Source organism: Dactylosporangium sp. CA-152071 (genome assembly GCF_050936335.1).
Classification (GTDB): domain Bacteria; phylum Actinomycetota; class Actinomycetes; order Mycobacteriales; family Micromonosporaceae; genus Dactylosporangium; species Dactylosporangium maewongense.
Genome location: NZ_JBNJMZ010000001.1, coordinates 4267256 through 4287638, shown reverse-complemented (window position 1 = coordinate 4287638; position 20383 = coordinate 4267256). Strand labels below are relative to the sequence as shown.

Here is a 20383-nt window from a genome sequence, read left to right as displayed (position 1 = left end):
CGGAACCATGGCTGAAGTACTGGTCGTCGTCGAGGCCTCCCAGGGCGCCGTCAAGAAGGTCACCCTCGAGATGCTGACCCTGGCCCGGACCCTCGGCGACGTGTCCGCCGTCGTCCTCGGCGGCTCCGCCTCGGCGGTCGCCGACAAGCTCGGCGAGTTCGGCGCCTCGAAGATCTACGCCGCCGAGAGCGAGGACCTCGACGGTTACCTCGTGGCCGGCAAGGCCACCGTCCTCGCGTCGCTGATCCAGCGCGTGTCGCCCGCCGCGGTGCTCGTCGCCTCCAGCCAGGAGGGCAAGGAGATCGCCGGACGGGTCGCCGTCAAGCTCGACAACGGGCTGCTCACCGACGTCGTCGCCCTCGACGCCGAGGGTGTCGCCACGCAGGTCGTCTTCGCCGGCTCGACGATCGTGAAGTCGAAGGTCAGCAAGGGCCTGCCGATCGTCACGGTCCGGCCCAACTCGCTCACCCCCACCCCCTCGCCGGCCACCCCGTCGGTCGAGCAGGTCGAGGTCGCGCTGACCGACAAGGACAAGCTGGCGCAGGTCGTCGAGCGCAAGGTCGAGGCGAAGGGCGCCCGCCCGGAGCTCGCCGAGGCCTCGATCGTCGTCTCCGGCGGCCGCGGCGTCGGCAGCGCCGACAACTTCAAGCTCGTCGAGGAGCTGGCCGATCTGCTCGGCGCCGCCGTGGGCGCGTCCCGGGCGGCGGTCGACTCGGGTTTCTACCCGCACCAGTTCCAGGTCGGCCAGACCGGCAAGACGGTGTCGCCGCAGCTGTACGTGGCGCTCGGCATCTCCGGCGCGATCCAGCACCGGGCCGGCATGCAGACGTCGAAGACGATCGTCGCGGTCAACAAGGACCCCGAGGCGCCGATCTTCGAGCTGGCCGACTTCGGCGTGGTCGGCGACCTGTTCAAGGTCGTCCCGCAGGCCGCCGAGGAGATCCGCAAGCGCAAGTAATCCCGCCCTGACGAGAGCGCCGCCCGCCGTCTCCGGCGGGCGGCGCTCTCGTGCTCCGGAGTACTGGAGCTACGGGAGCGTGCCGCGGAGCAGGCTCTTGCCGGAGTGGGTGGCGTCGCCGTCGTGCGGCTCGGCGGAGATGTCGACGATGTTGAACTTGCGCAGGTCGAGCGTGCCGGGCACGGTCAGCTGCTGGTCGGGCTTCGCGCCCATCACGCCGAGCGCCTGCATGCGCAGCACGGGGGCGTCCAGGCTGGTCGAGTCGAGCAGCCAGGCCTCGTAGTCGCCGTCCGGCTGGTCCGGCATCCCCTCGGCGTGCACGAACAGCTTCCGTTCCCCGTCGACGCTGACCAGGCAGGCGTAGCCGCCCGCCCCGGCCGGCGCGCCCGGCAGCGCCTCCAGCGACACCCGGGGCGAGCCGGCCGGACAGGAGGCGACGGCCGGGTCCGCGGGCCCGTCCCGCAGCACCAGCGCGGTCCCGGCCGCGGCGGCGATCGCGGCCACGACGGCCGCCGCCGCCGCGACAGCGGCGGTGACCCGCCAGCCGTGCCGACGACGGACGGTGACGTCGGCGGGCAGTACCGCAGCCGCTGAAGCGACACGAGGACGTGTGGCGGTCGGGGGTGGGTCGGTGTGCAGCGTCACGGCGGGTGGGGGTGTGGCCCGGTCGGTCGCCGCCAGCTCCGCCCGGATCCGCTGCCAGACGTGCTCCGGCGGGGGCGGCAGGTCGCGCAGCCGCTGCGTCTGACGGCCGAGGCCGGCGACGTCGCGCAGCTCGTCCACCTCGGTGCGGCACCGCCCGCAGGTGTCGAGGTGGCCGGTCTCGTGCTGGTCGAGGGTCTCCTCACCGAGCGCCAGAAGCACCAGCCGCTCGGGCTCCAAATGTGACACCGTCCACCTCCCATCGACTGCGAAGTCTCGCCATCCCGCGCCGCAGGTGGCTCTTCACCGTGCCCAGCGGCAGGCCCGTCACCGCCGCGATCTGCGGGTGGGTCAGGTCGTCGTAGAACGCCAGCTCCAGCACCCGCCGCTGCTCGCCGGGCAGCTGGGCCATCTCGTCGGCGACGACCAGCCGGTCGACGACCCGGTCCGGCGGCGCCTCGACCTCGACGGCGGGCGCGAGCCGGCGGACCGAGTCGGCGATCCGGTCGTCGCGGGCCGCCGCCCGGATCTGGTCGACGACCTTGCGCCGGGCGATCCCGAGCAGCCAGCCGAGCATCGACCCGCGGGCGGGGTCGAAGCTCTCCCGGCCCAGCCACGCCGCCACGAACGTGGCCTGCGTGACGTCCTCGGCGTCCGTCGTGCTCGCCAGCCCACGGGCGGCGAGGTGGAACACGGCCGGCCCGAACCGCTCGTACGCCTGCCGCAGCGCGCGCTCGTCACCGGCGCGGAACAGCTCGGCGAAGCCGTCCTCGCCGTCCGCCGGGTGCCCGGCACTCACCGGGCTCGCCGTGGTTGTCGCCGTCGCACAGGCACGTCCTGAAGCTATCGCATCTCACAGGGGACTTCCGTCTACGTGTTCGGCGCGGGAGGGGGTGTTGGATGCAGTGCAGGGGCAAGAGCGCGTTTTTTCATACTGCGCGAATCGGCTCCGCGCGACCCGCTGATCGTCACCGGCAGTGACGGGACGCGACGGGTGCATGCCGTCGAGACCGCCGTCCCGCTGGAGCGATGCCCCGCGCGGGGCGGCGGCCCCTGATCACGTGCGGTGGCCCGGTCCGACGCGAAGACCGCCACCGCCGGGACCCCGTGGTGATCACCGCGCAACCGGCGGCGCGGTAAGGAGCGGACGGCCGTTAGGCTTGGGTCCGATGTCGTACCTCGACCATGCCGCCACTACGCCGATGCTCCCGGAGGCGCTCGACGCCTTCGTCGTCGCGGCGCGTGCAGTCGGCAACGCCTCGTCGCTGCACGCTTCCGGCCGCCAGGCCCGCCGCCGGGTGGAGGAGTCGCGCGAGCAGATCGCCGCCGCGCTCGCCGCCAGGCCGTCCGAGGTGATCTTCACCGGGGGCGGCACCGAGAGCGACAACCTCGCCACCAAGGGCATCTTCTGGGCCCGGCGGGCCGCGGACCCGCGGCGCAACCGGATCGTGGCCAGCTCCGTCGAGCACCACGCGGTGCTCGACGCGGTCACCTGGCTGGAGGGGCACGAGGGCGCGGCGGTCACGTGGCTGCCGGTCTCCTCGTCGGGCCGGGTCTCGGTCGACGACTTCGCGCAGGCCGTGTCCGGCGACGACGTGGCGGTCGCCACCGTGATGTGGGCCAACAACGAGGTCGGCACGATCCAGCCGGTCGCCGAGCTGGCGGCCCTCGCGGCCTCCGTGGGGGTGCCGTTCCACACCGACGCGGTGCAGGCCGTCGGGCAGGTCCCCGTCGACTTCGCCGCCAGCGGCGCCGCCGCGCTCACGGTCAGCGGGCACAAGCTCGGCGGCCCGATCGGCGTCGGTGCGCTCCTGCTCGGCCGCGAGGTCGCCTGCACGCCGCTGCTGCACGGCGGCGGCCAGGAGCGCGACGTGCGCTCCGGCACCCTGGACGTGCCCGGGATCGTCGCGCTCGCCGTCGCGGTCGAGCTGTCGGTCAAGACCCAGCGCGAGACCGCGGAGCGGATCGGGCGCCTGCGCGACGACCTCGTCGCCCGGGTCCGCGACGCCGTGCCCGGCGCGATCCTCAACGGCGACCCCGCGGACCGGCTGCCGGGCAACGCGCACTTCTCGTTCCCGGGCTGCGAGGGCGACGCGCTGCTGCTCCTGCTCGACGCGCAGGGCATCGCGTGCTCGACCGGCTCGGCCTGCTCCGCCGGTGTGGCGCAGCCGTCGCATGTACTGATCGCGATGGGCGCCGGTGACGCCGAGGCCCGTTCGTCGCTGCGGTTCACCCTCGGGCACACGTCGACCGAGGCCGACGTCGACGCGCTCGTCGCCGCGCTGCCCGCCGTCGTGGAGCGGGCGCGCCGGGCCGGCGCGGTCAAGTCGCGCCTCTAGGTAGGCTTTCGTTGTGAGAGTGCTCGCGGCGATGTCAGGTGGGGTCGACTCGGCGGTCGCGGCCGCGCGGGCGGCCGAGGCCGGTCACGACGTGACCGGGGTCCACCTCGCCCTGGCGCGCAACCCGCAGACGTATCGCAGCGGCGCCCGCGGCTGCTGCACCCTGGAGGACGCCCGCGACGCGCGGCGCGCCGCCGACGTGATCGGGATCCCGTTCTACGTGTGGGACATGGCCGAGCAGTTCCACGACTCGGTCGTGGACGACTTCGTCGCCGAGTACGCGGCCGGGCGGACGCCGAACCCGTGCCTGCGGTGCAACGAGAAGATCAAGTTTGAGGCGGTGCTGGACCGGGCCGTGGCGCTGGGGTTCGACGCGGTCGTCACCGGTCACCACGCGCGGCTCGGCGCCGACGGGCTGCTGCGGCGCAGCGTCGACTACGCGAAGGACCAGTCCTACGTGCTGGCGGTGCTGACGGCCGCGCAGCTGTCCCGGGCGATGTTCCCGCTGGGCGACTCCACGAAGGCCGTCGTCCGCGAGGAGGCCGCCGCGCGCGGCCTGGCCGTGGCGGACAAGCCGGACAGCCACGACATCTGCTTCATCGCCGACGGTGACACGCGGAAGTTCCTCGCCGACCGGCTGGGGTCGCAGCCCGGCGACATCGTGGAGGCCACCACCGGGGCGGTCGTCGGGCGGCACGAGGGGGCGTTCGCCTACACGGTGGGCCAGCGCCGCGGGCTCGACCTGCGGGTCTCGGCGCCCGACCGCAACCCTCGCTACGTGCTCTCGATCACGCCCGCCACCAACACGGTGACGGTGGGGCCGGCGTCCGCGCTCGAGGTGTCCACCGTGGTGGGTGCGCGGCCGGTGTGGCACGGATCGGCGTCGGCCCTGGACTGCTCCGTACAGCTCCGGGCGCACGGGTCCGTGTTCCCCGCCTCGGTGGTGTTCGACGGTTCGTCCCTGACGGCCGCACTGCATTCGCCCGCCCGTGGCGTCGCCGCCGGGCAGGCGATCGTCTGCTACCAGCCATCTGACGAAGGCGACATCGTGCTCGGTTCGGCGACTATTTCGGAAACTTCATGACATTTCCCTGGCCGGTGGGGTCCGCCACCGGGATCGGCTCCATGCCGGGCACCGACATCGCCGAGGCGCAGAGGATCGTGCTCGGCGAGCTGCCGGACCTGCCCCACCTGCCGGAGCTGCCCGGCCGCGGCCCCGGCGCCGACATGATCGGCAGGGGCGGGGCGCTGCTGACGGAGCTGCCGATCGAGCTGTACGCGGGGCGCTGGCGCGTGGCCTCCCGGCCCGGCCACGACCTGCGGGTGGCCCTGGACTTCCTCGAGCGCGATCTCGACACGATGACCGAGCAGGCGTCCTCGTTCGCCGGCACGTTCAAGGTCCAGGTGCCCGGCCCGTGGACGCTCGCGGCGTCGCTGCAACTGCCGATCGGCGGGGCGGTCCTGCGCGACCACGGTGCCGCGCGCGACCTCGCCGGGTCCCTCGCGGACGGCGTGGCCGCGCATGTCGCGTCGGTGCGGGCCCGGCTGCCGCACGCCACGATCCTGCTGCAGATCGACGAGCCGTCCCTGCCCGCGGTGCTGGCCGGCCGGGTGCCCTCGGAGAGCGGGTACGGCACGCTGCGCGCCGTGGACGTCTCCGTCGCGCGGTCCGCGCTGTCGTCGGTGGTCTCGGCGGCCGGCGTGCCGGTGGTCGTGCACTGCTGCGCCCCCGGCGTCCCCTTCGCGCTCCTGCGCGAGGCCGGGGCGGTGGCGGTCGCCGTGGACCTGTCGCTGGTCGCTGACCTGGACGCGCTCGGCGAGCTCCTCGATGGCGGCGCGGGGCTCTTCGCCGGCGTGTCCGGGCCGTCGCCCGCTTCGACCGTGACGGATCTGTGGCGCAAGCTGGGCTTCCCGCTCAGCTCGCTGCCGGCGCAGGTCGTCGTCACGCCACCGTGCGGGATCTCGGCGCCGCCGGTGAAGGTGCTGCGGGCGCTGCGCGACGCCGGCCGGCGGCTCACGGATCATCTGTAGCCATTTTTTGTCGTACCCGGGCGGTAAGTTCGTGGCATGAACGACGCAGGGACCGAGCCCACCCTCGAAGCGCGCGAGCGGCACACCGAGCTGTCCCGCGAGCTGGACGAGCATCAGTATCGGTATTACATCCTGCAGTCGCCGGCCGTCGACGACTCGGTCTATGACACGCTGATGCGGGAGCTGGAGGCGATCGAGGCCGAGTTCCCGGCGCTCGTCACGCCCGACTCGCCCAGCCAGCGGGTCGGCGGCACCTTCTCCACCGACTTCGCGTCCGTGCAGCACGCCGAGCGCATGCTCAGCCTCGACAACGCGCTCAACGACGAGGCGCTCGCCGCCTGGGTCCAGCGCATCGAGCGCGACGCCGGCAGCGCTCCCCGCTACCTGTGCGAGCTGAAGATCGACGGCCTCGCCGTCAACCTCACGTATGAGCGCGGGCGCCTGGTGCGCGCCGCCACCCGCGGCGACGGCCGCACCGGCGAGGACATCACGCTCAACGTGCGGACCATCGCGGGCATCCCGGAGCACCTCACCGGCACCGACCTGCCCGACCTGCTGGAGGTCCGCGGCGAGGTGTTCTTCACCCTGGCCGGCTTCGAGGAGGTCAATGCCGCCCAGGTCGCCGCCGGTGAGCCGCCGTTCGCCAACCCGCGCAACGCGGCCAGCGGCAGCCTCCGCCAGAAGGATCCACGGATCACCGCGTCCCGCCCGATGCAGATGCTGGTCCACGGCTTCGGCGCCCGCGAGGGGTTCAATCCGGCCACCCAGTCCGAGGCCTATGAGCTGATGCACGCCTGGGGGCTGCCGACCTCACCCCGGTGGAAGGTCCTCGACGACCTCGACGGCGTCCGCGCCTACATCGCCGACTACGGCAAGCGCCGCCACACCATCGAGCACGAGATCGACGGCGTGGTCGTCAAGGTCGACCAGATGTCCATCCAGCGCCGCCTCGGCTCCACCAGCAAGGCGCCCCGCTGGGCGATCGCCTTCAAGTATCCGCCCGAGGAGGCGATGACCAAGCTGCTCGGCATCGAGGTCAACGTCGGGCGCACGGGCCGCGTCACCCCGTTCGCCGTGATGGAGCCCGTCGCCGTGGGCGGCGTCAAGGTCGCGCAGGCGACGTTGCACAACGCGCAGGAGGTCGTCCGCAAGGGCATCCTCATCGGCGACACCGTCGTCATCCGCCGCGCCGGCGACGTCATCCCCGAGGTCCTCGGCCCGGTCGCCGACCGCCGCGACGGATCCGAGGTCGCCTTCGTCATGCCGACGCACTGCCCGTCGTGCGGCACGGCCCTCGCTCCCGAGAAGGAGAGCGACAAGGACATCCGCTGCCCCAACTCGCGGGTCTGCCCGGGCCAGCTCCGCGAGCGCCTCTTCGCCCTCGCCAGCCGCAACGCCCTGGACATCGAGGCCCTCGGCTGGAAATCCGCCGCCGCCCTCCTCGAGTCCGTCCTCACCAACGAGGCCGAGCTCTTCGACATCGACGCCGACATGCTCGCCAAGTCCCCGTTCTTCGTCAACAAGGACGGCTCGCTCAGCAGCACCGCCCAGCTGCTGCTGGTCAACCTCCAGGAGGTCAAGGAGCGCCCTCTCTGGCGCATCCTGGTCGCCCTGTCCATCCGCCACGTCGGCCCCACCGCCGCGCAGGCCCTGGCCAACTCCATCGGCTCCATGGAGACCATCGCCACCGCCACCCCGGAGGAGCTCGCCGCGGTCGAGGGCGTCGGCCCCACCATCGCCCGCGCCGTCCACGACTGGTTCACCGTCGACTGGCACCGCGAGATCGTCGACCGCTGGGCCGCCGCCGGCGTCCGCATGGTCGAGGAGCAGGTGGCCTCGGGCCCCCGCCCCCTCGACGGCATCACGGTCGTCGTCACCGGCTCCCTCGACCGCTACTCCCGCGACCAGGCCGCCGAGGCCATCGCTTCCCGCGGCGGCAAGGTCTCCGGCTCCGTCTCCAAGAAGACGCACTTCGTCGTCGTCGGCGAGTCGCCGGGCTCCAAGGCCGAGAAGGCCGCGACCCTGAAGGTCCCGATCCTCGACGAGGCCGCCTTCGAGGTCCTGCTCACCGAAGGCCCCGACGCCGCCCGCGCCCTGGCCCAGCTCGCAGACCCCGTTGCCGAGGACGCGGCTCCCGCGGTCGGCTGATCGGGGACGGCCCCGGTCGTCCCTCGCCTGAGTGGCTTACGGAACGTTCGGGTATCGCTACGCAGTAGTGATATTCGATGGGACGTGATCGCCCGGTCGGTGGAATGGCGGGGGTTTTGTGCATCGATTCAGCATCCTTTCCGGTTTGGGTGGCGGTTGAGGTGCACGCTCGCAGGGCGTCTCGACGGAGTGGTCGATGGCACCCGAGCGGGGGAGTGGATGGAGCAGAGCGCGCTGCGTAACGTCGCGCCGCCCAGGCATGCTCATCGGTTCTTCGCCTATGTCGCGGTGGTGGTGGGGGCCGGCGCGATGCTGCTGGTGGGCAGCCTGCCCGGCGGGTTCCCGGCGAGTCTTCCGGCGGCGTTCTGGGTGCTGGCGGGGTGTGCGGTCGTCGCTGACACCAAGCCGTTCGTGCAGGTGGGCCGCGACGACGCGATGATGGCCTTCCCGTCGGTGTGCTTCACGTTCGCGATCATGCTGGCGTTCGGGTTCGCGCCGGCGGCGCTGGTGCAGCTGGCGGCGGTGGCGATCACGGCGGGGTGGTTGCGGCACACGGTGTGGCGGGCGGCGTTCAACGCGGCCCAGTACTTCGTGTCGTTCGCGGTGGCGGATCTGATCCTGCGCGGGTCGCATCACGTCGGGTGGATCGTGGTGGCGGCGGTCGCGTGGTTCGTGGTCAACAACCTGCTGGTCTCGACGGCGGTGTGGTTGCGGTTCGGGCAGGGGTGGCGGGCGCGGTTCGCGCGGGCGGTCAGGACCGACGCGCTGGCGACCGGGGCCCTGCTGCTGTCGGCGCCGGGGCTGGTGGCCGCCGCCGGGGTGGACGTGCTGCTGATCCCGTTGGCGCTGGTCACGCTGTATGCGGTGCGCCGGATGACCTCCCTGTCGGCGCAGCGGGCGCTCGAGGCGCGGCGCGATCCGCTGACCGGGCTGGCGAACCGGAAGGGCCTGGAGCGGGCGGTCGAGCAGCGGCTGGAGGAGCACGCGGAGCGGGCCGCGAACCGGCAGGCGGCGCGGCGGCTGGCGCTGCTGCTGCTGGATCTGGACGGGTTCAAGCAGGTCAACGACTCACTGGGGCACCGGGTGGGCGACCGGCTGCTGATCGAGGTGTCGCGCCGGCTGAACGAGCGGGCCGACGCGGAGGTGGCGCGGCTCGGCGGCGACGAGTTCGCGATCGTGGTGCCGCACCTGAGCGACGTCGCCGAGGCCAGGGTCCACGCGGAGAAGATCATGGACGCGTTGCGGGAGCCGGTGCTGCTGGACGGGTTACCGATCGACGTGGGCGGGTCGGTGGGGGTGGCGGTGTACCCGGAGCACGGCACGGGCTTCGAGGAGCTGATGCAGCACGCGGACGTGGCGATGTACGACGCGAAGGGGCGCGGCGACAACCTCGCGGTCTACGCGCCGGAGGCCGACCACAACTCGCCGGAGCGGCTGAGCCTGCTCGCCGATCTGCGCAAAGCGCTGGAGACCCCCGGTGACAGGGGGATCGCGCTGTACTACCAGCCGCAGGTCGAGCTGGCGACCGGCGACGTGGTGGGGCTTGAGGCGTTGCTGCGGTGGCACCACCCGCAGCGGGGGCTCGTCGACCCGGAGGAGCTCATCAAGGTCGCGGAGCACAGTTCGGTGATGCGGCTGCTGACGTTCCGGCTGATCGACGCCGCGATCGACCAGCTCGCGGCATGGGGCGACCGGGCCGGGCGGGTGCGGGTGGCGGTGAACGTGAGCGTCCGGGACCTGCACACCGGCGAGATCGCGGACCGGATCGAGGCGAAGCTGCGGCAGACGGGGATCGAGCCGGAGCGGCTGGAGCTGGAGATCACGGAGAGCGCGCTGATGGCCGATCCGCGGCGGGTGCTGGCGACGCTCGCCCGACTGGAGCGGCTCGGGATCGCGATCGCGCTGGACGACTTCGGCACCGGGTACTCCTCGATGCTGCACCTGCGCCGGCTGCCGCTCAAGGAGGTGAAGATCGACCGGTCGTTCGTGCTCGGGGTGGCGACGGACCCCGACGACGCGGCGATCGTGCGGTCGATGATCGACCTGGCGCGGGCGCTCGGGCTGCGGATCGTGGCGGAGGGCGTCGAGGACGAACGGACCTGGCGGATGCTCGTCGAGGCGGGCTGCGACCTGGCACAGGGCTGGTACTTCGCCCGGCCGATGCCGCCGGACGGCCTGCTCGACTGGCTGACCCGCCACCGCCGTTCCGCGGTCGCCCACAGCAGCTGAACGAAACTGTCACACCCCCCGAGTAGGTTCAGTGGCAGATCGAAGCGCGACGGCAGTGGCAGTTCGAAGATCGCGCGGGAAAGACTGTGGGGGGACACGGTGAAGGAATGCCGTCCGGGTGAGAGCGCCGCGGCGTTGGGTACACCCGCCGGAAACGCCATTGGACAACGGCGAGCGGACCGTCGCGCACGGCGACCGCGGGGGACGAAATAGACTGCGTCGAGCCGACTGTTGAAGGAGCATCGCACCCATGGCCACCATTTCCCGCGAAGAGGTGGCGCATCTCGCCCGCCTCGCGCGGCTTGCAGTCACCGATGACGAGCTCGACACATTCGCCGGGCAGCTCGACGTGATCCTGCAGGCCGTCGCCCAGGTGGGCGAGGTCGCCGCGGTTGACGTGCCGCCGACGTCGCACTCCGTGCCGCTGACCAACGTGTTCCGCGACGACGTCGTCGTGCCGGGGCTGACGCGCGAGGAGGCGCTGTCGGGCGCGCCCGACGCCGAGGAGAACCGCTTCCGCGTCCCGCGGATCCTGGACGAGGAGGCCTGAGCGATGTCTGACGTCACCAAGCTGACCGCGGCCGAGCTCGGCCGCAAGCTCGCCGCGAAGGAGCTGTCCGCGGTCGAGGTCGCCACCGCCCACCTGGAGCGGATCGAGGCGGTCGAGGGCAAGGTCCACGCGTTCCTGCACGTCGACCGCGACGGCGCGCTCGCGGAGGCGAAGAAGATCGACGACGCCCGCGCCAAGGGCGACGAGGTCCGCCCGCTCGCCGGCGTGCCGGTCGCCGTCAAGGACGTGATCACGACCAAGGGCGTGCCGACCACCGCGGGATCGAAGATTCTCGAGGGCTGGCGGCCGCCGTATGACGCGACGATCATGACGCGGATGCGCGAGGCCGGGCTCGTCATGCTCGGCAAGACCAACATGGACGAGTTCGCGATGGGCAGCTCGACCGAGTATTCGGCGTATGGGCCCACGTACAACCCCTGGGACACCGGCCGGATCCCCGGCGGCTCCGGCGGTGGCTCGGCCGCGGCGGTCGCGGCGTATGAGGCGCCCCTGGCCATCGGCACCGACACCGGCGGCTCGATCCGCCAGCCGGCCGCGGTCACCGGCACTGTCGGCGCGAAGCCGACCTATGGCGGCACGTCGCGCTACGGTCTCGTCGCCTTCTCCAGCTCGCTGGACACCCCGGGCCCGTGCGCGCGGACCGTCGAGGACGCGGCGCTGCTGCACGCGATCATCGGCGGCCATGACCCGCGCGACTCGACGTCGATCCCGCAGCCGATGCCCGACGTGGTCGGCGCGGCCCGGCTCGGCGCGACCGGTGACCTCAGCGGGGTCCGGCTCGGCCTGGTCAAGGAGTTCGCCGGGGAAGGCGCCGAGCCCGGCGTCGCCGCCGCGTATCGCGAGTCGGTCGACGCGCTGGTGAAGCTGGGCGCGGAGATCGTCGAGGTCTCGTGCCCCAACTTCAAGTTCGCGCTGCCGGCCTACTACCTGATCGCGCCGAGCGAGTGCTCGTCCAACCTGGCCAGGTTCGACGGCGTGCGGTTCGGGCTGCGCAGCGGCGACGACGGCAAGCGGTCGCTCGAAGAGGTCATGCAGCTGACCCGGGAGGAAGGCTTCGGCCCCGAGGTCAAGCGCCGGATCATCCTGGGCACCTATGCGCTGTCCGCCGGCTACTACGACGCCTACTACGGGCAGGCGCAGAAGGTGCGGACCCTGATCTCCAGGGACTTCGAGCAGGCCTTCGGCAAGGCGGACGTGCTGGTCGCGCCGACCACGCCGTTCGTGGCGTTCCCGCTCGGGTCACGCACGTCGGACCCCTACCAGATGTATCTGGCGGACCTCTACACGATCCCGTCGAACCTGTATGGCGGGCCCGCGATCTCCGTGCCGGCCGGTCTGTCCGAAGGGCTGCCGGTGGGGCTGCAGATCATGGCGCCGACGATGGCCGACGACCGGATGTACCGGGTCGCCGCGGCCCTCGAGTCGGCGCTGCCGCCGCTGACCCCGCCCGCGCTGTAACCGTCGAAGGGCGGCCCTGTGAAGAGCCGCCCTTTCACCGGGGTTCAGCCGCGGCTGCCCTGGCGCCACGAGAAGGGGCCGGGGAGGTCGACGCGGTTCTTCTTGGTCCGCGAGTTCCACGACCAGGGGCCCAGCTTGAAGCTCCAGGAAGAGAACCCTTCCTGGGTGAAGTGGAAAATGAACGGGCCGAACTTCTTGCTCTTCCGAAACTGCACCGGCATGGCGTTCTCCTCTCCAGGTGAGCAGTTGGTACCCAATGCCGGGCATGGATACACCAGAGGCTGAAAGTAGGCGTTAGATGAGCACCGCGACCCAGCTGTCGTACGACGAGGCGGTGGCGCGCTTCGAGCCGGTCATCGGCCTGGAGACGCACGTCGAGCTCGGCACCAACACGAAGATGTTCTGCGGCTGCCCGACCGAGTTCGGCGCGGAGCCCAACACGCAGGTCTGCCCGGTCTGCCTCGGCCTGCCCGGCTCCCTGCCGGTCGCCAACCGTGCCGCGATCGAGGCGACGATCCGCATCGGGCTCGCGCTCAACTGCTCGATCGCGCCGTGGGGCCGCTTCGCCCGCAAGAACTACTTCTACCCGGACATGCCGAAGAACTTCCAGATCAGCCAGTACGACGAGCCGCTGTGCGTCGACGGCTTCCTTGAGGTCGAGATCGACGGTGAGCTGGTCCGCATCGGCATCGAGCGGGTCCACCTGGAGGAGGACACGGGCAAGTCGCTGCACGTCGGCGGCTCGACCGGGCGTATCCACGGCGCCACCGAGTCCCTCGTGGACTACAACCGCGCCGGCATCCCCCTCGTCGAGATCGTGACCAAGCCCGTGCCGGGCACCGGGGCCCGGGCGCCGCAGATCGCGAAGGCCTATGTCACGGAGCTGCGCGACGTCATCCGTTCGCTGGGTGTCTCCGATGTGCGGATGGAGCAGGGCTCGATGCGCTGCGACGTGAACACGTCGCTGAACCGGCCCGGCGAGGAGTGGGGCACCCGCACCGAGACGAAGAACGTCAACTCGCTGCGCAGCGTCGAGCGGGCCGTCCGGTCCGAGATCATCCGGCAGTCCGGGGTCCTCACCGACGGCGGGACGATCATCCAGGAGACCCGGCACTTCCACGAGAACACCGGCGAGACCACGTCCGGCCGCAGCAAGGAGACGGCGACCGACTACCGGTACTTCCCGGAGCCGGACCTCGTGCCGCTCGCGCCGTCCGCGGAGTGGGTCGCGGAGCTCAAGGCCGCGCTGCCGGAGCTGCCGCGGGTCAGCCGCCAGCGCCAGCAGGCCGAGTGGGGCTTCTCCGACCTCGACATGCAGTCGGTGCTCAACGCCGGCGCTTGGGAGTTGATCGAGGCGACCGTCGCCGCCGGCACCAACGCGGCCGCCGCCCGCAAGTGGTGGCTGGGGGAGCTGGCCCGGCACGCCAACGAGACCGACAAGGAGCTCGACGCGCTCGGCGTCAGCCCGGAGGCGGTCGCGCAGCTGCAGGGCCTGGTCGACGCTGGCAAGATCAACGACAAGCTCGCCCGGGTGGTGCTGGAAGGCGTCATCGCCGGTGAGGGCACGCCCGCCGAGGTCGTCGCGGCCCGCGGGCTGGAGGTCGTCTCCGACGAGGGCGCGCTGACGAAGGCCGTCGACGAGGCGATCGCCGCCAACCCCGACATCGCCGCGAAGGTCCGCGACGGCAAGGTCGCCGCCGCTGGTGCGCTCGTCGGCGCGGTCATGAAGGCCACCGGCGGCAAGGCGGACGCGAAGACGGTCCGCGAGCTGGTCATCGCCCGCTTGTCGTAGACGGCGGGGGCACGGACGAGGGCGGCGCCGGCATCCCGGAGGGTGCCGGCGCCGCTTTGTCGCTGCTCACGAAGTCGAGCTGGTCACCGCGTTCGGCGTCGGCACCGCTTGTCGGCGGTCACGAAGTCGATCTGGTCGTCGCGCTTGCCGTCGACGCCGGGTCACGGACGGCGTCGGCGCCGCTTTGTCGGCGACCGCGATGTCGAGCTGGTCGTCGCGCGCTTGGCGTCGGCGCCGCTTGTCGGTGGTCACGATGTCGAGCTGGTCGTCACCCCGATTGCCGTTGGCGACGGGGTCACGGACGCGGATGGCGTCGGCGATGGGGACGGTGGTGGCGCCGCCTTGTCGGGGGCCACGATGTGCCGCTGGAGCGACACCTCCGTCAGGCCTGTCCCGCCGACCTGGATGTCGTCGTACGCCGTCAGGTGGCGGTCTTTGTCGAAGTACAGGATGGACAGCGCGAGCGGCAGCGGCTTGGCGCTCTCCAGGCCGCGCAGCCCGGCGCCGCCGGTGGAGCCCTCGACCATCAGCAGGGTGCGCTCCGGCTGCGTGACCGCGGGCGACGCGCCGTCGGACGGCAGCACGACCGGAATGGTCGGGTCGAGCCGCGTGATCGAGCGGGCGTGCCGGTGCCCGGCCAGGACCAGCGGGCAGATCCCCGCGAGGGGCTGCGCGGCCACCGGGTCGTGGACCAGGGCGACGTCGACGGGCTTGGGGTTGGCCAGGATCTTGTCCGCGAGCAGCTGCCCGGAGGAGACGACCGCCGCGTGCTGCTCCTCGTTGGTCGCGTCGGTCGACTTGTCCGGGGTGAACCGGGGGTCGCCGATCCCGGCGAACGTCAGGCCCTTGACCGTGGTGATCGAGTTGTCGAGCACGGTCGCGTTGGGCTGCTTCGCGACCGCGGCGGCGGTGACCGCCGAGTCGTGGTTGCCGCGGATGTACAGGTACGGCACCCGCAGCTTGCTGATCTCCCCGACGTAGGAGGCCTCCGGCTCGCTGCCCCAGTCGTTGATGTCGCCGGTGTCGACGACGACGTCGACGCTGAACTGGTCGGCGACGGTGCGGACCACGCCCCACGCCGCCGGGTTGAGGTGCATGTCGGAGATGTGCAGGACCTTGGTCGCGCTGGTGTCGGGCTCGTACACGGGCAGCGCGGAGATCGTGCCGTACAGCTTGGAGACGTTGAGGACCAGCTTCTGCAGCTGCGCGCGGTACTCCTCGTAGCGGTCGGTGATCCGGCGGGCGTCACCGATGATCGCCGGCGCGTTCACCAGCAGGCCGCGGTAGGTCGGCTCCTGGATCGCGGCGGGCTTGAACGTCAGCGCGGTCGCGCCGCCGACCGAGGCGAGCACCGCCACGACCACCAAGCCGCCGATCGCCGTCTCGCGCCGGGCCCGGAACACCAGCCCGACGAGGATCAGCGCGCCGAGCAGCCCGGAGCCGGCGGTCTGCAGCGCCAGCCGGCGCACGCCCAGGTTGAGCTGGTCGACGGCGTCGTGGCTGACCTGCTCCAGGTTGCCGCCGCCGGCGACGACCGCCCTGGTCCGCGCCTCGTCGAGCGACTCCAGGCGGATCTCCAGGTGGGCCGGGCCGTCGTGGCTGTCCAGCTCCAGCGACCCCAGCGGCGGGATCTCCACCGACGTGTCGCCGTGCCACGACGGCGTCAGTGACAGCTGCGCCTGGAACGGCCCGATGTCCTGGGTCGTGTGCCCGCCGAGCTCGACGCCGATGAGCATGCCGACGATCGCGACGACCCCGAGCAGCGCGCCGTGCAGGATCCGCCGCCATACCGTCTGGCTGGTGCGGAACGTGCGGCGTTGCCGCCGGGCGGCCGCCATGATCGTCCGGCGCTGGATCCGGCGGGCGGCCAGCGCGGCCCGTCGGTGGAACGGTGAGGTCAACTCTTTCCGGCCCCGCCCACGTTGCTGATCACGATCCGCAGCAGCTTGTCATCGTCGGCCTTCGGCGTGCCGCGGCCGTCCTTGTTCGACGTCGAGACCCAGATGCTGTTGTCCGGCGCGGCGACCGCGGCGCGCAGCCGCCCGTGCGTGTCCTTGAGCAGCGCGCTCGGCTCGCCGAGGAGGCCGCCCTTGTCGGTGAGCTGCATCACGTACAGCCGCTCGCCCTTCAGGCACGAGGTGACGAGGAACCCCTCCATGGCCGCGAGCCCGGAGCACGACGCCTCGGACGTCTTCCACACCTGGATCGGGTCGACGAACTTCGGGTCGTTGCCCTTGCCCTCGTACGTCGGCCAGCCGTAGTTCTTGCCCGCCTCGATCACGTTGATCTCGTCCCATTCGCCGGCGCCGAACTCCACGGCATACAGCCGGTTGTTCTTGTCCCAGGCGAACCCTTGCACGTTGCGATGTCCGAAGCTGTACACGGCGGTTCCGAACGGGTTACCGGGGGCCGGCTTCCCGTCGGGCTGGATCCGCAGGATCTTGCCGCCGAGGCTGTTGAGGTTCGGCGCGTTCTCCGGCTTCGACGCGTCGCCGGTCGACACGTACAGGAACCCGTCGGGTCCGAAGTGGATCTGGCCGCCGTTGTGGATCCCCGCCTTCGGGATGCCGGTCAGGATCGGGGTCGGCGGCTCGCCGAGCGTGAGCTTGGCGACCCGGTTGTCGTCCTTGGCGGTGTAGTAGACGAACACCGTCTTGTCCGTGTCGTACTGCGGCGACACCGCGATGCCCATCAGGCCGCCCTCGCCGCCCGGCACGACTTCGTCGATGGTCTGCACGGTCGTCACGGTGAGCCCGTCGGACGTGGACTCCTTGCCGACCTTCAGGAGCTTCTTGCTGTCACGCTCGGTGACCAGCGCGGAACCGTCCGGAAGGAACGCGATGCCCCACGGCACCGCCAGGCCCTTGGCCAGCACGGTCGTCGCGACCTGCGTCTGGCCGCCCTCCTCCTCGCCGCCGGACGTCGACGCGCTCGGATACGGCGACAGCTTCGGCGGGGAGCCCAGCTCATCAGGGGGCGGCGGGCCGAACGAGCAGCCGGCGAGGGCCAGCATGACCGTGGCGCTCGCCGCCAGGCACTTCGCGTACGTCCGGGCTTTCACCCGCCCAAGACTAGCGTTGCGATACATCTTCTTCCTTTCAACCTTTGTCCGCGGGTCGGCGTCTGCTGGTGTGACGGTGCGTTGCGACCTTGTGCAGAGGAGCCATATGGCGGCCGAGGAGTTCCAGGACTTCGTCGAGGTTCGATACGGCGACCTGCTGCGCACGGCGTTTCTGCTGACCGGCAGCCGGCACGCCGCCGAGGACCTGCTGCAGAGCAGCCTGCTGAAGGTCATGCGGCACTGGGACCGGGTCGACGAGCCGTTCGCCTACGTGCGGCGGGTCATGGTCAACCAGCGCACCAGCATCTGGCGGCGGCTGCGCAACGCCGAGGTCCTGACCGGCGATCCACCGGACCGGCCGGGGGTGGATCCGTCCGATCAGGTCCTCGCCCGGCGGATGCTGCTGGAGGCGCTGGACGGGCTGCCGGCGCGGATGCGTGCCGTGCTGGTGCTGCGGTACTGGGAGGACCTGACCGAGACGGAGACCGCTTCGCTGCTGGGCATCTCGGTCGGATCGGTGAAGAGCCAGGCGTCGCGCGGGCTGGTCCGGCTGCGCGGCGTGCTCGGTGTGGATCTGCTGGCCGGGAGGGCGTCATGAGCACCGAGCTGGAACAGGCGCTCCGCGACGCCTTCCGCGACGCGGCCGGGACCGTCGTGCCCCGGCCGGAGCCGATGCGCCGGCTCCTGCGCCGCCGCCGGCGCCGGTGGGCCGGACTGCTGTCGCTGCTGGCCACGGTCGCCGTCGCGATCGTCGCGGGGGTGGTCCCCGCCGTACAGCCGGCGACGTCCGAGAAGCAGCGGCCCTATCCGCCGCTGTCGACGTGGACGCGGGCGCTGCTCGACTCGCCGACCCGCGGCTCGCTCGCCGGCGACGCGGACCTGCTGCGCGCCGTCGAGTCCTCCTTCTCCGACGGCGTCAAGGTGCTGTTCCTCGGCGACGTGTCGGGGCGCCGGTTCCTCGTGTACGTGCGCTACGGCGAGCGCTCGGCGACGCTGTACCACAGCGACATCCCCATCCAGGGCGCCGTGGAGGACCTCGTCGGCGGCGCTGTCGCGGGGCCGCTCGGGCCGCTGGTCACCGTCACCAGCACCGCCGTGCCGGTCACCATCGGGCTCGCCCCGGCGGCCTGCGCGATCGAACGGTCGATCGGCGCCTCCGCCAGCCCGGAGAACACCGTCGAGCACAAGTGGGCGGGCGCGCCGGACGGCAGCTGGACGGCCTGGGCGGCGCCCGACCCGCAGGAGCGCTGGCGGGTCGGCTGCGACGGCAAGATCCGCTCGGAGGCACCGGCCGTGCTCGACACCTCCTCCTACGAGCACCTGATCTCCTCCGCCGGCATCCAGCACGAGCCGCTGCGGCAGCGCTGGAGCGGTCCGATCGAGGGATCCGCCGGGACGTGGACGCTGTCGACCGCCCGCCTGCCCTCCGGCGCCGTCGCGGTGGTGCTCGCCGACGCCCCCGCCGCGGCGACCGTCGCGACCACGTTCACGGCGGCGCCCGGTCGCGGAGGCTCCGGAGTGGTGTCCACCTCCATCAGCGCCGACCCGGACGTGATCGTCATCCGGGTGCCGTCCCCTTCGGGCCAGCTCGGCGACCGGGTGCTGATCTTCACGGCGCAGCCGGGCGCGACCCAGGCCTACGTCCGGGCGGAGATCGGCGGCCTCGGCGCGGCGCTGACCGGCGGCGTCGCCGTGACGAACGCCCGGCCCGGGCCCGTCGCCGTCCGGGACGCCACCGGGGCGGAGCTCGGCTCGACGTGGCTGCTGGAAGAGGTGCCGCAGCTGTTCGGGGAGAGGCTCGTCTCGGACTGGGGGTCCTGATCGCTACTGTTCGCCGGTGAAGGTTTGCATCCCGCACGAGGACGGGCTGGCGCTGCTCGGCCCGCTGCCTGCCGCGGTCTCGGTCACCGTCTCCGTCACGCCCGACGACGTCGAGTTCTGGGTGCCGCCGTTCCTCGCCTCGCCGGACGTGGTCGAGCTGGCGGCGTCGCTGCCGCGGCTCGCGGTCGTGCAGCTCATGAGCGCCGGCGCCGACCGGTGGGCGGGCCGGCTGCGCCCCGGCGTGCAGCTGTGCGACGCCCGCGGGGTGCACGACTCGTCCACGTCGGAGTGGGTGGTGGCGGCGATCCTGGCCTATCTACGCGATTTCCCGCATTTCGTGCGGACGGGACGGGAGTGGTCGTATCGGCAGACCGACGAGTTCGCGGGCAAGCGGGTGCTCATCGTCGGTGCCGGCTCGATCGGCGCCGCGGTCGAGGCCCGGCTGGCGCCGTTCGAGGTGTCGGTGACCTCGGTCGCCCGGCGCGCGCGGGACGGCGTCCACGGCGTGGAGGAGCTGCCGTCGCTGCTGCCGTCCGCGGACGTGGTGGTGCTGCTGGTGCCGCTGACGCCCGAGACGACCGGACTGGTCTCGGCCTCGTTCCTGGCGGCGATGCCGGACGGGGCGCTGCTGGTCAACGCGGCCCGGGGACCCGTGGTCGACACCGCCGCGATCCTCGCCGAGACGGCGTCGGGGCGGCTCGGCTATGCGACGGACGTCACCGACCCGGAGCCGTTGCCGGCGTCACATCCGCTCTGGGACCTGCCGAACGTGCTGATCACTCCGCACGTCGCGGGTTCTGTACGAGGTCTGCTCCGCCGTGCCTATGCGCTGGCAGGAGACCAGGTGCGACGGTTCGCCGCCGGGCAGCCGCTCATCAACGTGGTGGTCGACGGCTACTGAGTCATCGCCGTGATGCGCTCGACGTCCTGCGGGCGGACCGCGTCGAGCTTCACGAAATGTCCGTTGGCGAGGCGGGCCTGGACGACCCCCTCCTGACTGACCAGGCCGTCGACCGCGGCCCACGGCACGCGGCGGCTGCCCAGCAGCGCCCGCACCGTGAAGCCGTCGTCGTCCACGTCGGTGCCGGCCCGCCACGCCCACACGGCGATCGCGATCGGCACCAGCAGGACGGGCAGGAACCAGAGGCTCTCGGCCAGCAGCGGGATGGCGCCGATGGTGGCGATGCCGGCCGCCACGGCGAGCGATGCGCTGCGCCGGAACCTGACCTTGGGACGCGTGGTTCGGGTGGTCACAAGGACAAGTCTCGCACCTTTCGTGGAACTGCTTCTTGTCGGTGGGTCGGGGCATACTGGCGCGGTGGGGGAGCAGGAT

The 20383-nt window shown here is 72.0% G+C and carries 18 protein-coding genes; 12 read left to right on the top strand and 6 right to left on the bottom strand.

Annotated elements, in window-relative coordinates:
- Window positions 1-7 precede the first annotated feature (7 nt).
- Complete coding sequence (locus tag ACQEVZ_RS19175) at window positions 8-958, top strand: electron transfer flavoprotein subunit alpha/FixB family protein (RefSeq protein WP_433368268.1); 951 nt, start codon at window positions 8-10, stop codon at window positions 956-958.
- A 69-nt stretch (window positions 959-1027) separates the two neighbouring features.
- Here ACQEVZ_RS19175 and ACQEVZ_RS19170 read toward each other — a convergent pair whose 3' ends face one another.
- On the bottom strand, window positions 1028-1849 hold the full coding sequence (locus ACQEVZ_RS19170; RefSeq protein ID WP_433368265.1) for an anti-sigma factor: 822 nt from the start codon (window positions 1847-1849) through the stop codon (window positions 1028-1030).
- Window positions 1803-2399 carry an RNA polymerase sigma factor gene (locus ACQEVZ_RS19165; protein WP_344508156.1) on the bottom strand — a complete coding sequence of 199 codons (597 nt, stop codon included), beginning with the start codon at window positions 2397-2399 and terminating at the stop codon, window positions 1803-1805. Before ACQEVZ_RS19165 ends, ACQEVZ_RS19170 begins: the two co-directional genes overlap by 47 nt.
- Window positions 2400-2769: 370 nt before the next feature.
- Between ACQEVZ_RS19165 and ACQEVZ_RS19160 the strand changes: the two genes are divergently transcribed.
- The 7 genes from ACQEVZ_RS19160 to gatA all read left to right on the top strand — a co-directional run bounded on the left by ACQEVZ_RS19160 (window position 2770) and on the right by gatA (window position 12376).
- A complete protein-coding gene (locus ACQEVZ_RS19160) occupies window positions 2770-3939 on the top strand; it encodes a cysteine desulfurase family protein (RefSeq protein ID WP_433368262.1) in 1170 nt (389 codons plus the stop codon).
- Window positions 3940-3952: 13 nt separating this feature from the next.
- Window positions 3953-5023, top strand: coding sequence for a tRNA 2-thiouridine(34) synthase MnmA (mnmA, locus tag ACQEVZ_RS19155; RefSeq protein ID WP_433368259.1), 1071 nt, complete (start codon window positions 3953-3955; stop codon window positions 5021-5023).
- Complete coding sequence (locus ACQEVZ_RS19150; protein ID WP_433368256.1) at window positions 5020-5970, top strand: methionine synthase; 951 nt, start codon at window positions 5020-5022, stop codon at window positions 5968-5970. Before mnmA ends, ACQEVZ_RS19150 begins: the two co-directional genes overlap by 4 nt.
- Before the next feature lie 36 nt (window positions 5971-6006).
- On the top strand, window positions 6007-8118 hold the full coding sequence (gene ligA / locus ACQEVZ_RS19145) for an NAD-dependent DNA ligase LigA (protein WP_433368253.1): 2112 nt from the start codon (window positions 6007-6009) through the stop codon (window positions 8116-8118).
- A gap of 219 nt (window positions 8119-8337) precedes the next feature.
- A complete protein-coding gene (locus tag ACQEVZ_RS19140) occupies window positions 8338-10347 on the top strand; it encodes a putative bifunctional diguanylate cyclase/phosphodiesterase (RefSeq protein ID WP_433368250.1) in 2010 nt (669 codons plus the stop codon).
- 250 nt (window positions 10348-10597) lie between these two features.
- Complete coding sequence (gatC, locus tag ACQEVZ_RS19135) at window positions 10598-10897, top strand: Asp-tRNA(Asn)/Glu-tRNA(Gln) amidotransferase subunit GatC (protein ID WP_344508144.1); 300 nt, start codon at window positions 10598-10600, stop codon at window positions 10895-10897.
- Window positions 10898-10900: 3 nt separating this feature from the next.
- Window positions 10901-12376: an Asp-tRNA(Asn)/Glu-tRNA(Gln) amidotransferase subunit GatA gene (gatA, locus tag ACQEVZ_RS19130; protein ID WP_360568222.1), complete on the top strand. Its 1476-nt coding sequence runs from the start codon at window positions 10901-10903 to the stop codon at window positions 12374-12376.
- Window positions 12377-12420: 44 nt separating this feature from the next.
- Here the strand turns inward: gatA and ACQEVZ_RS19125 are convergent, their stop codons facing one another.
- On the bottom strand, window positions 12421-12597 hold the full coding sequence (locus ACQEVZ_RS19125) for a DUF4236 domain-containing protein (protein ID WP_344508140.1): 177 nt from the start codon (window positions 12595-12597) through the stop codon (window positions 12421-12423).
- A gap of 77 nt (window positions 12598-12674) precedes the next feature.
- On the opposite strand from ACQEVZ_RS19125, the gene gatB reads away from it, so the two are divergent.
- Complete coding sequence (gatB, locus tag ACQEVZ_RS19120; protein WP_433368245.1) at window positions 12675-14168, top strand: Asp-tRNA(Asn)/Glu-tRNA(Gln) amidotransferase subunit GatB; 1494 nt, start codon at window positions 12675-12677, stop codon at window positions 14166-14168.
- 248 nt (window positions 14169-14416) lie between these two features.
- On the opposite strand, the gene ACQEVZ_RS19115 is transcribed toward gatB, so the two are convergent.
- Both ACQEVZ_RS19115 and ACQEVZ_RS19110 read right to left on the bottom strand, forming a co-directional pair.
- Complete coding sequence (locus ACQEVZ_RS19115) at window positions 14417-16069, bottom strand: metallophosphoesterase family protein (RefSeq protein WP_344508136.1); 1653 nt, start codon at window positions 16067-16069, stop codon at window positions 14417-14419.
- Complete coding sequence (locus tag ACQEVZ_RS19110) at window positions 16066-17256, bottom strand: PQQ-dependent sugar dehydrogenase (protein ID WP_425552355.1); 1191 nt, start codon at window positions 17254-17256, stop codon at window positions 16066-16068. The genes ACQEVZ_RS19115 and ACQEVZ_RS19110 overlap by 4 nt, the downstream gene beginning before the upstream one ends.
- A gap of 79 nt (window positions 17257-17335) precedes the next feature.
- Here ACQEVZ_RS19110 and ACQEVZ_RS19105 point away from each other — a divergent pair, with 79 nt between their 5' ends.
- The 3 genes from ACQEVZ_RS19105 to ACQEVZ_RS19095 are packed head-to-tail and all read left to right on the top strand — an operon-like array spanning window position 17336 to window position 19951.
- A complete protein-coding gene (locus ACQEVZ_RS19105; RefSeq protein WP_433368240.1) occupies window positions 17336-17827 on the top strand; it encodes a SigE family RNA polymerase sigma factor in 492 nt (163 codons plus the stop codon).
- The gene (locus ACQEVZ_RS19100; RefSeq protein ID WP_433368237.1) at window positions 17824-19050 is read left to right on the top strand and encodes a hypothetical protein; all 1227 of its coding nucleotides are present in this window, start codon (window positions 17824-17826) and stop codon (window positions 19048-19050) included. Before ACQEVZ_RS19105 ends, ACQEVZ_RS19100 begins: the two co-directional genes overlap by 4 nt.
- A gap of 16 nt (window positions 19051-19066) precedes the next feature.
- Window positions 19067-19951: a 2-hydroxyacid dehydrogenase gene (locus ACQEVZ_RS19095; protein ID WP_433368234.1), complete on the top strand. Its 885-nt coding sequence runs from the start codon at window positions 19067-19069 to the stop codon at window positions 19949-19951.
- On the opposite strand, the gene ACQEVZ_RS19090 is transcribed toward ACQEVZ_RS19095, so the two are convergent.
- A complete protein-coding gene (locus ACQEVZ_RS19090; RefSeq protein WP_344508130.1) occupies window positions 19945-20304 on the bottom strand; it encodes a PH domain-containing protein in 360 nt (119 codons plus the stop codon). The two genes, ACQEVZ_RS19095 and ACQEVZ_RS19090, sit on opposite strands and share 7 nt — an antisense overlap.
- Between the last annotated feature and the right edge of the window lie 79 nt (window positions 20305-20383).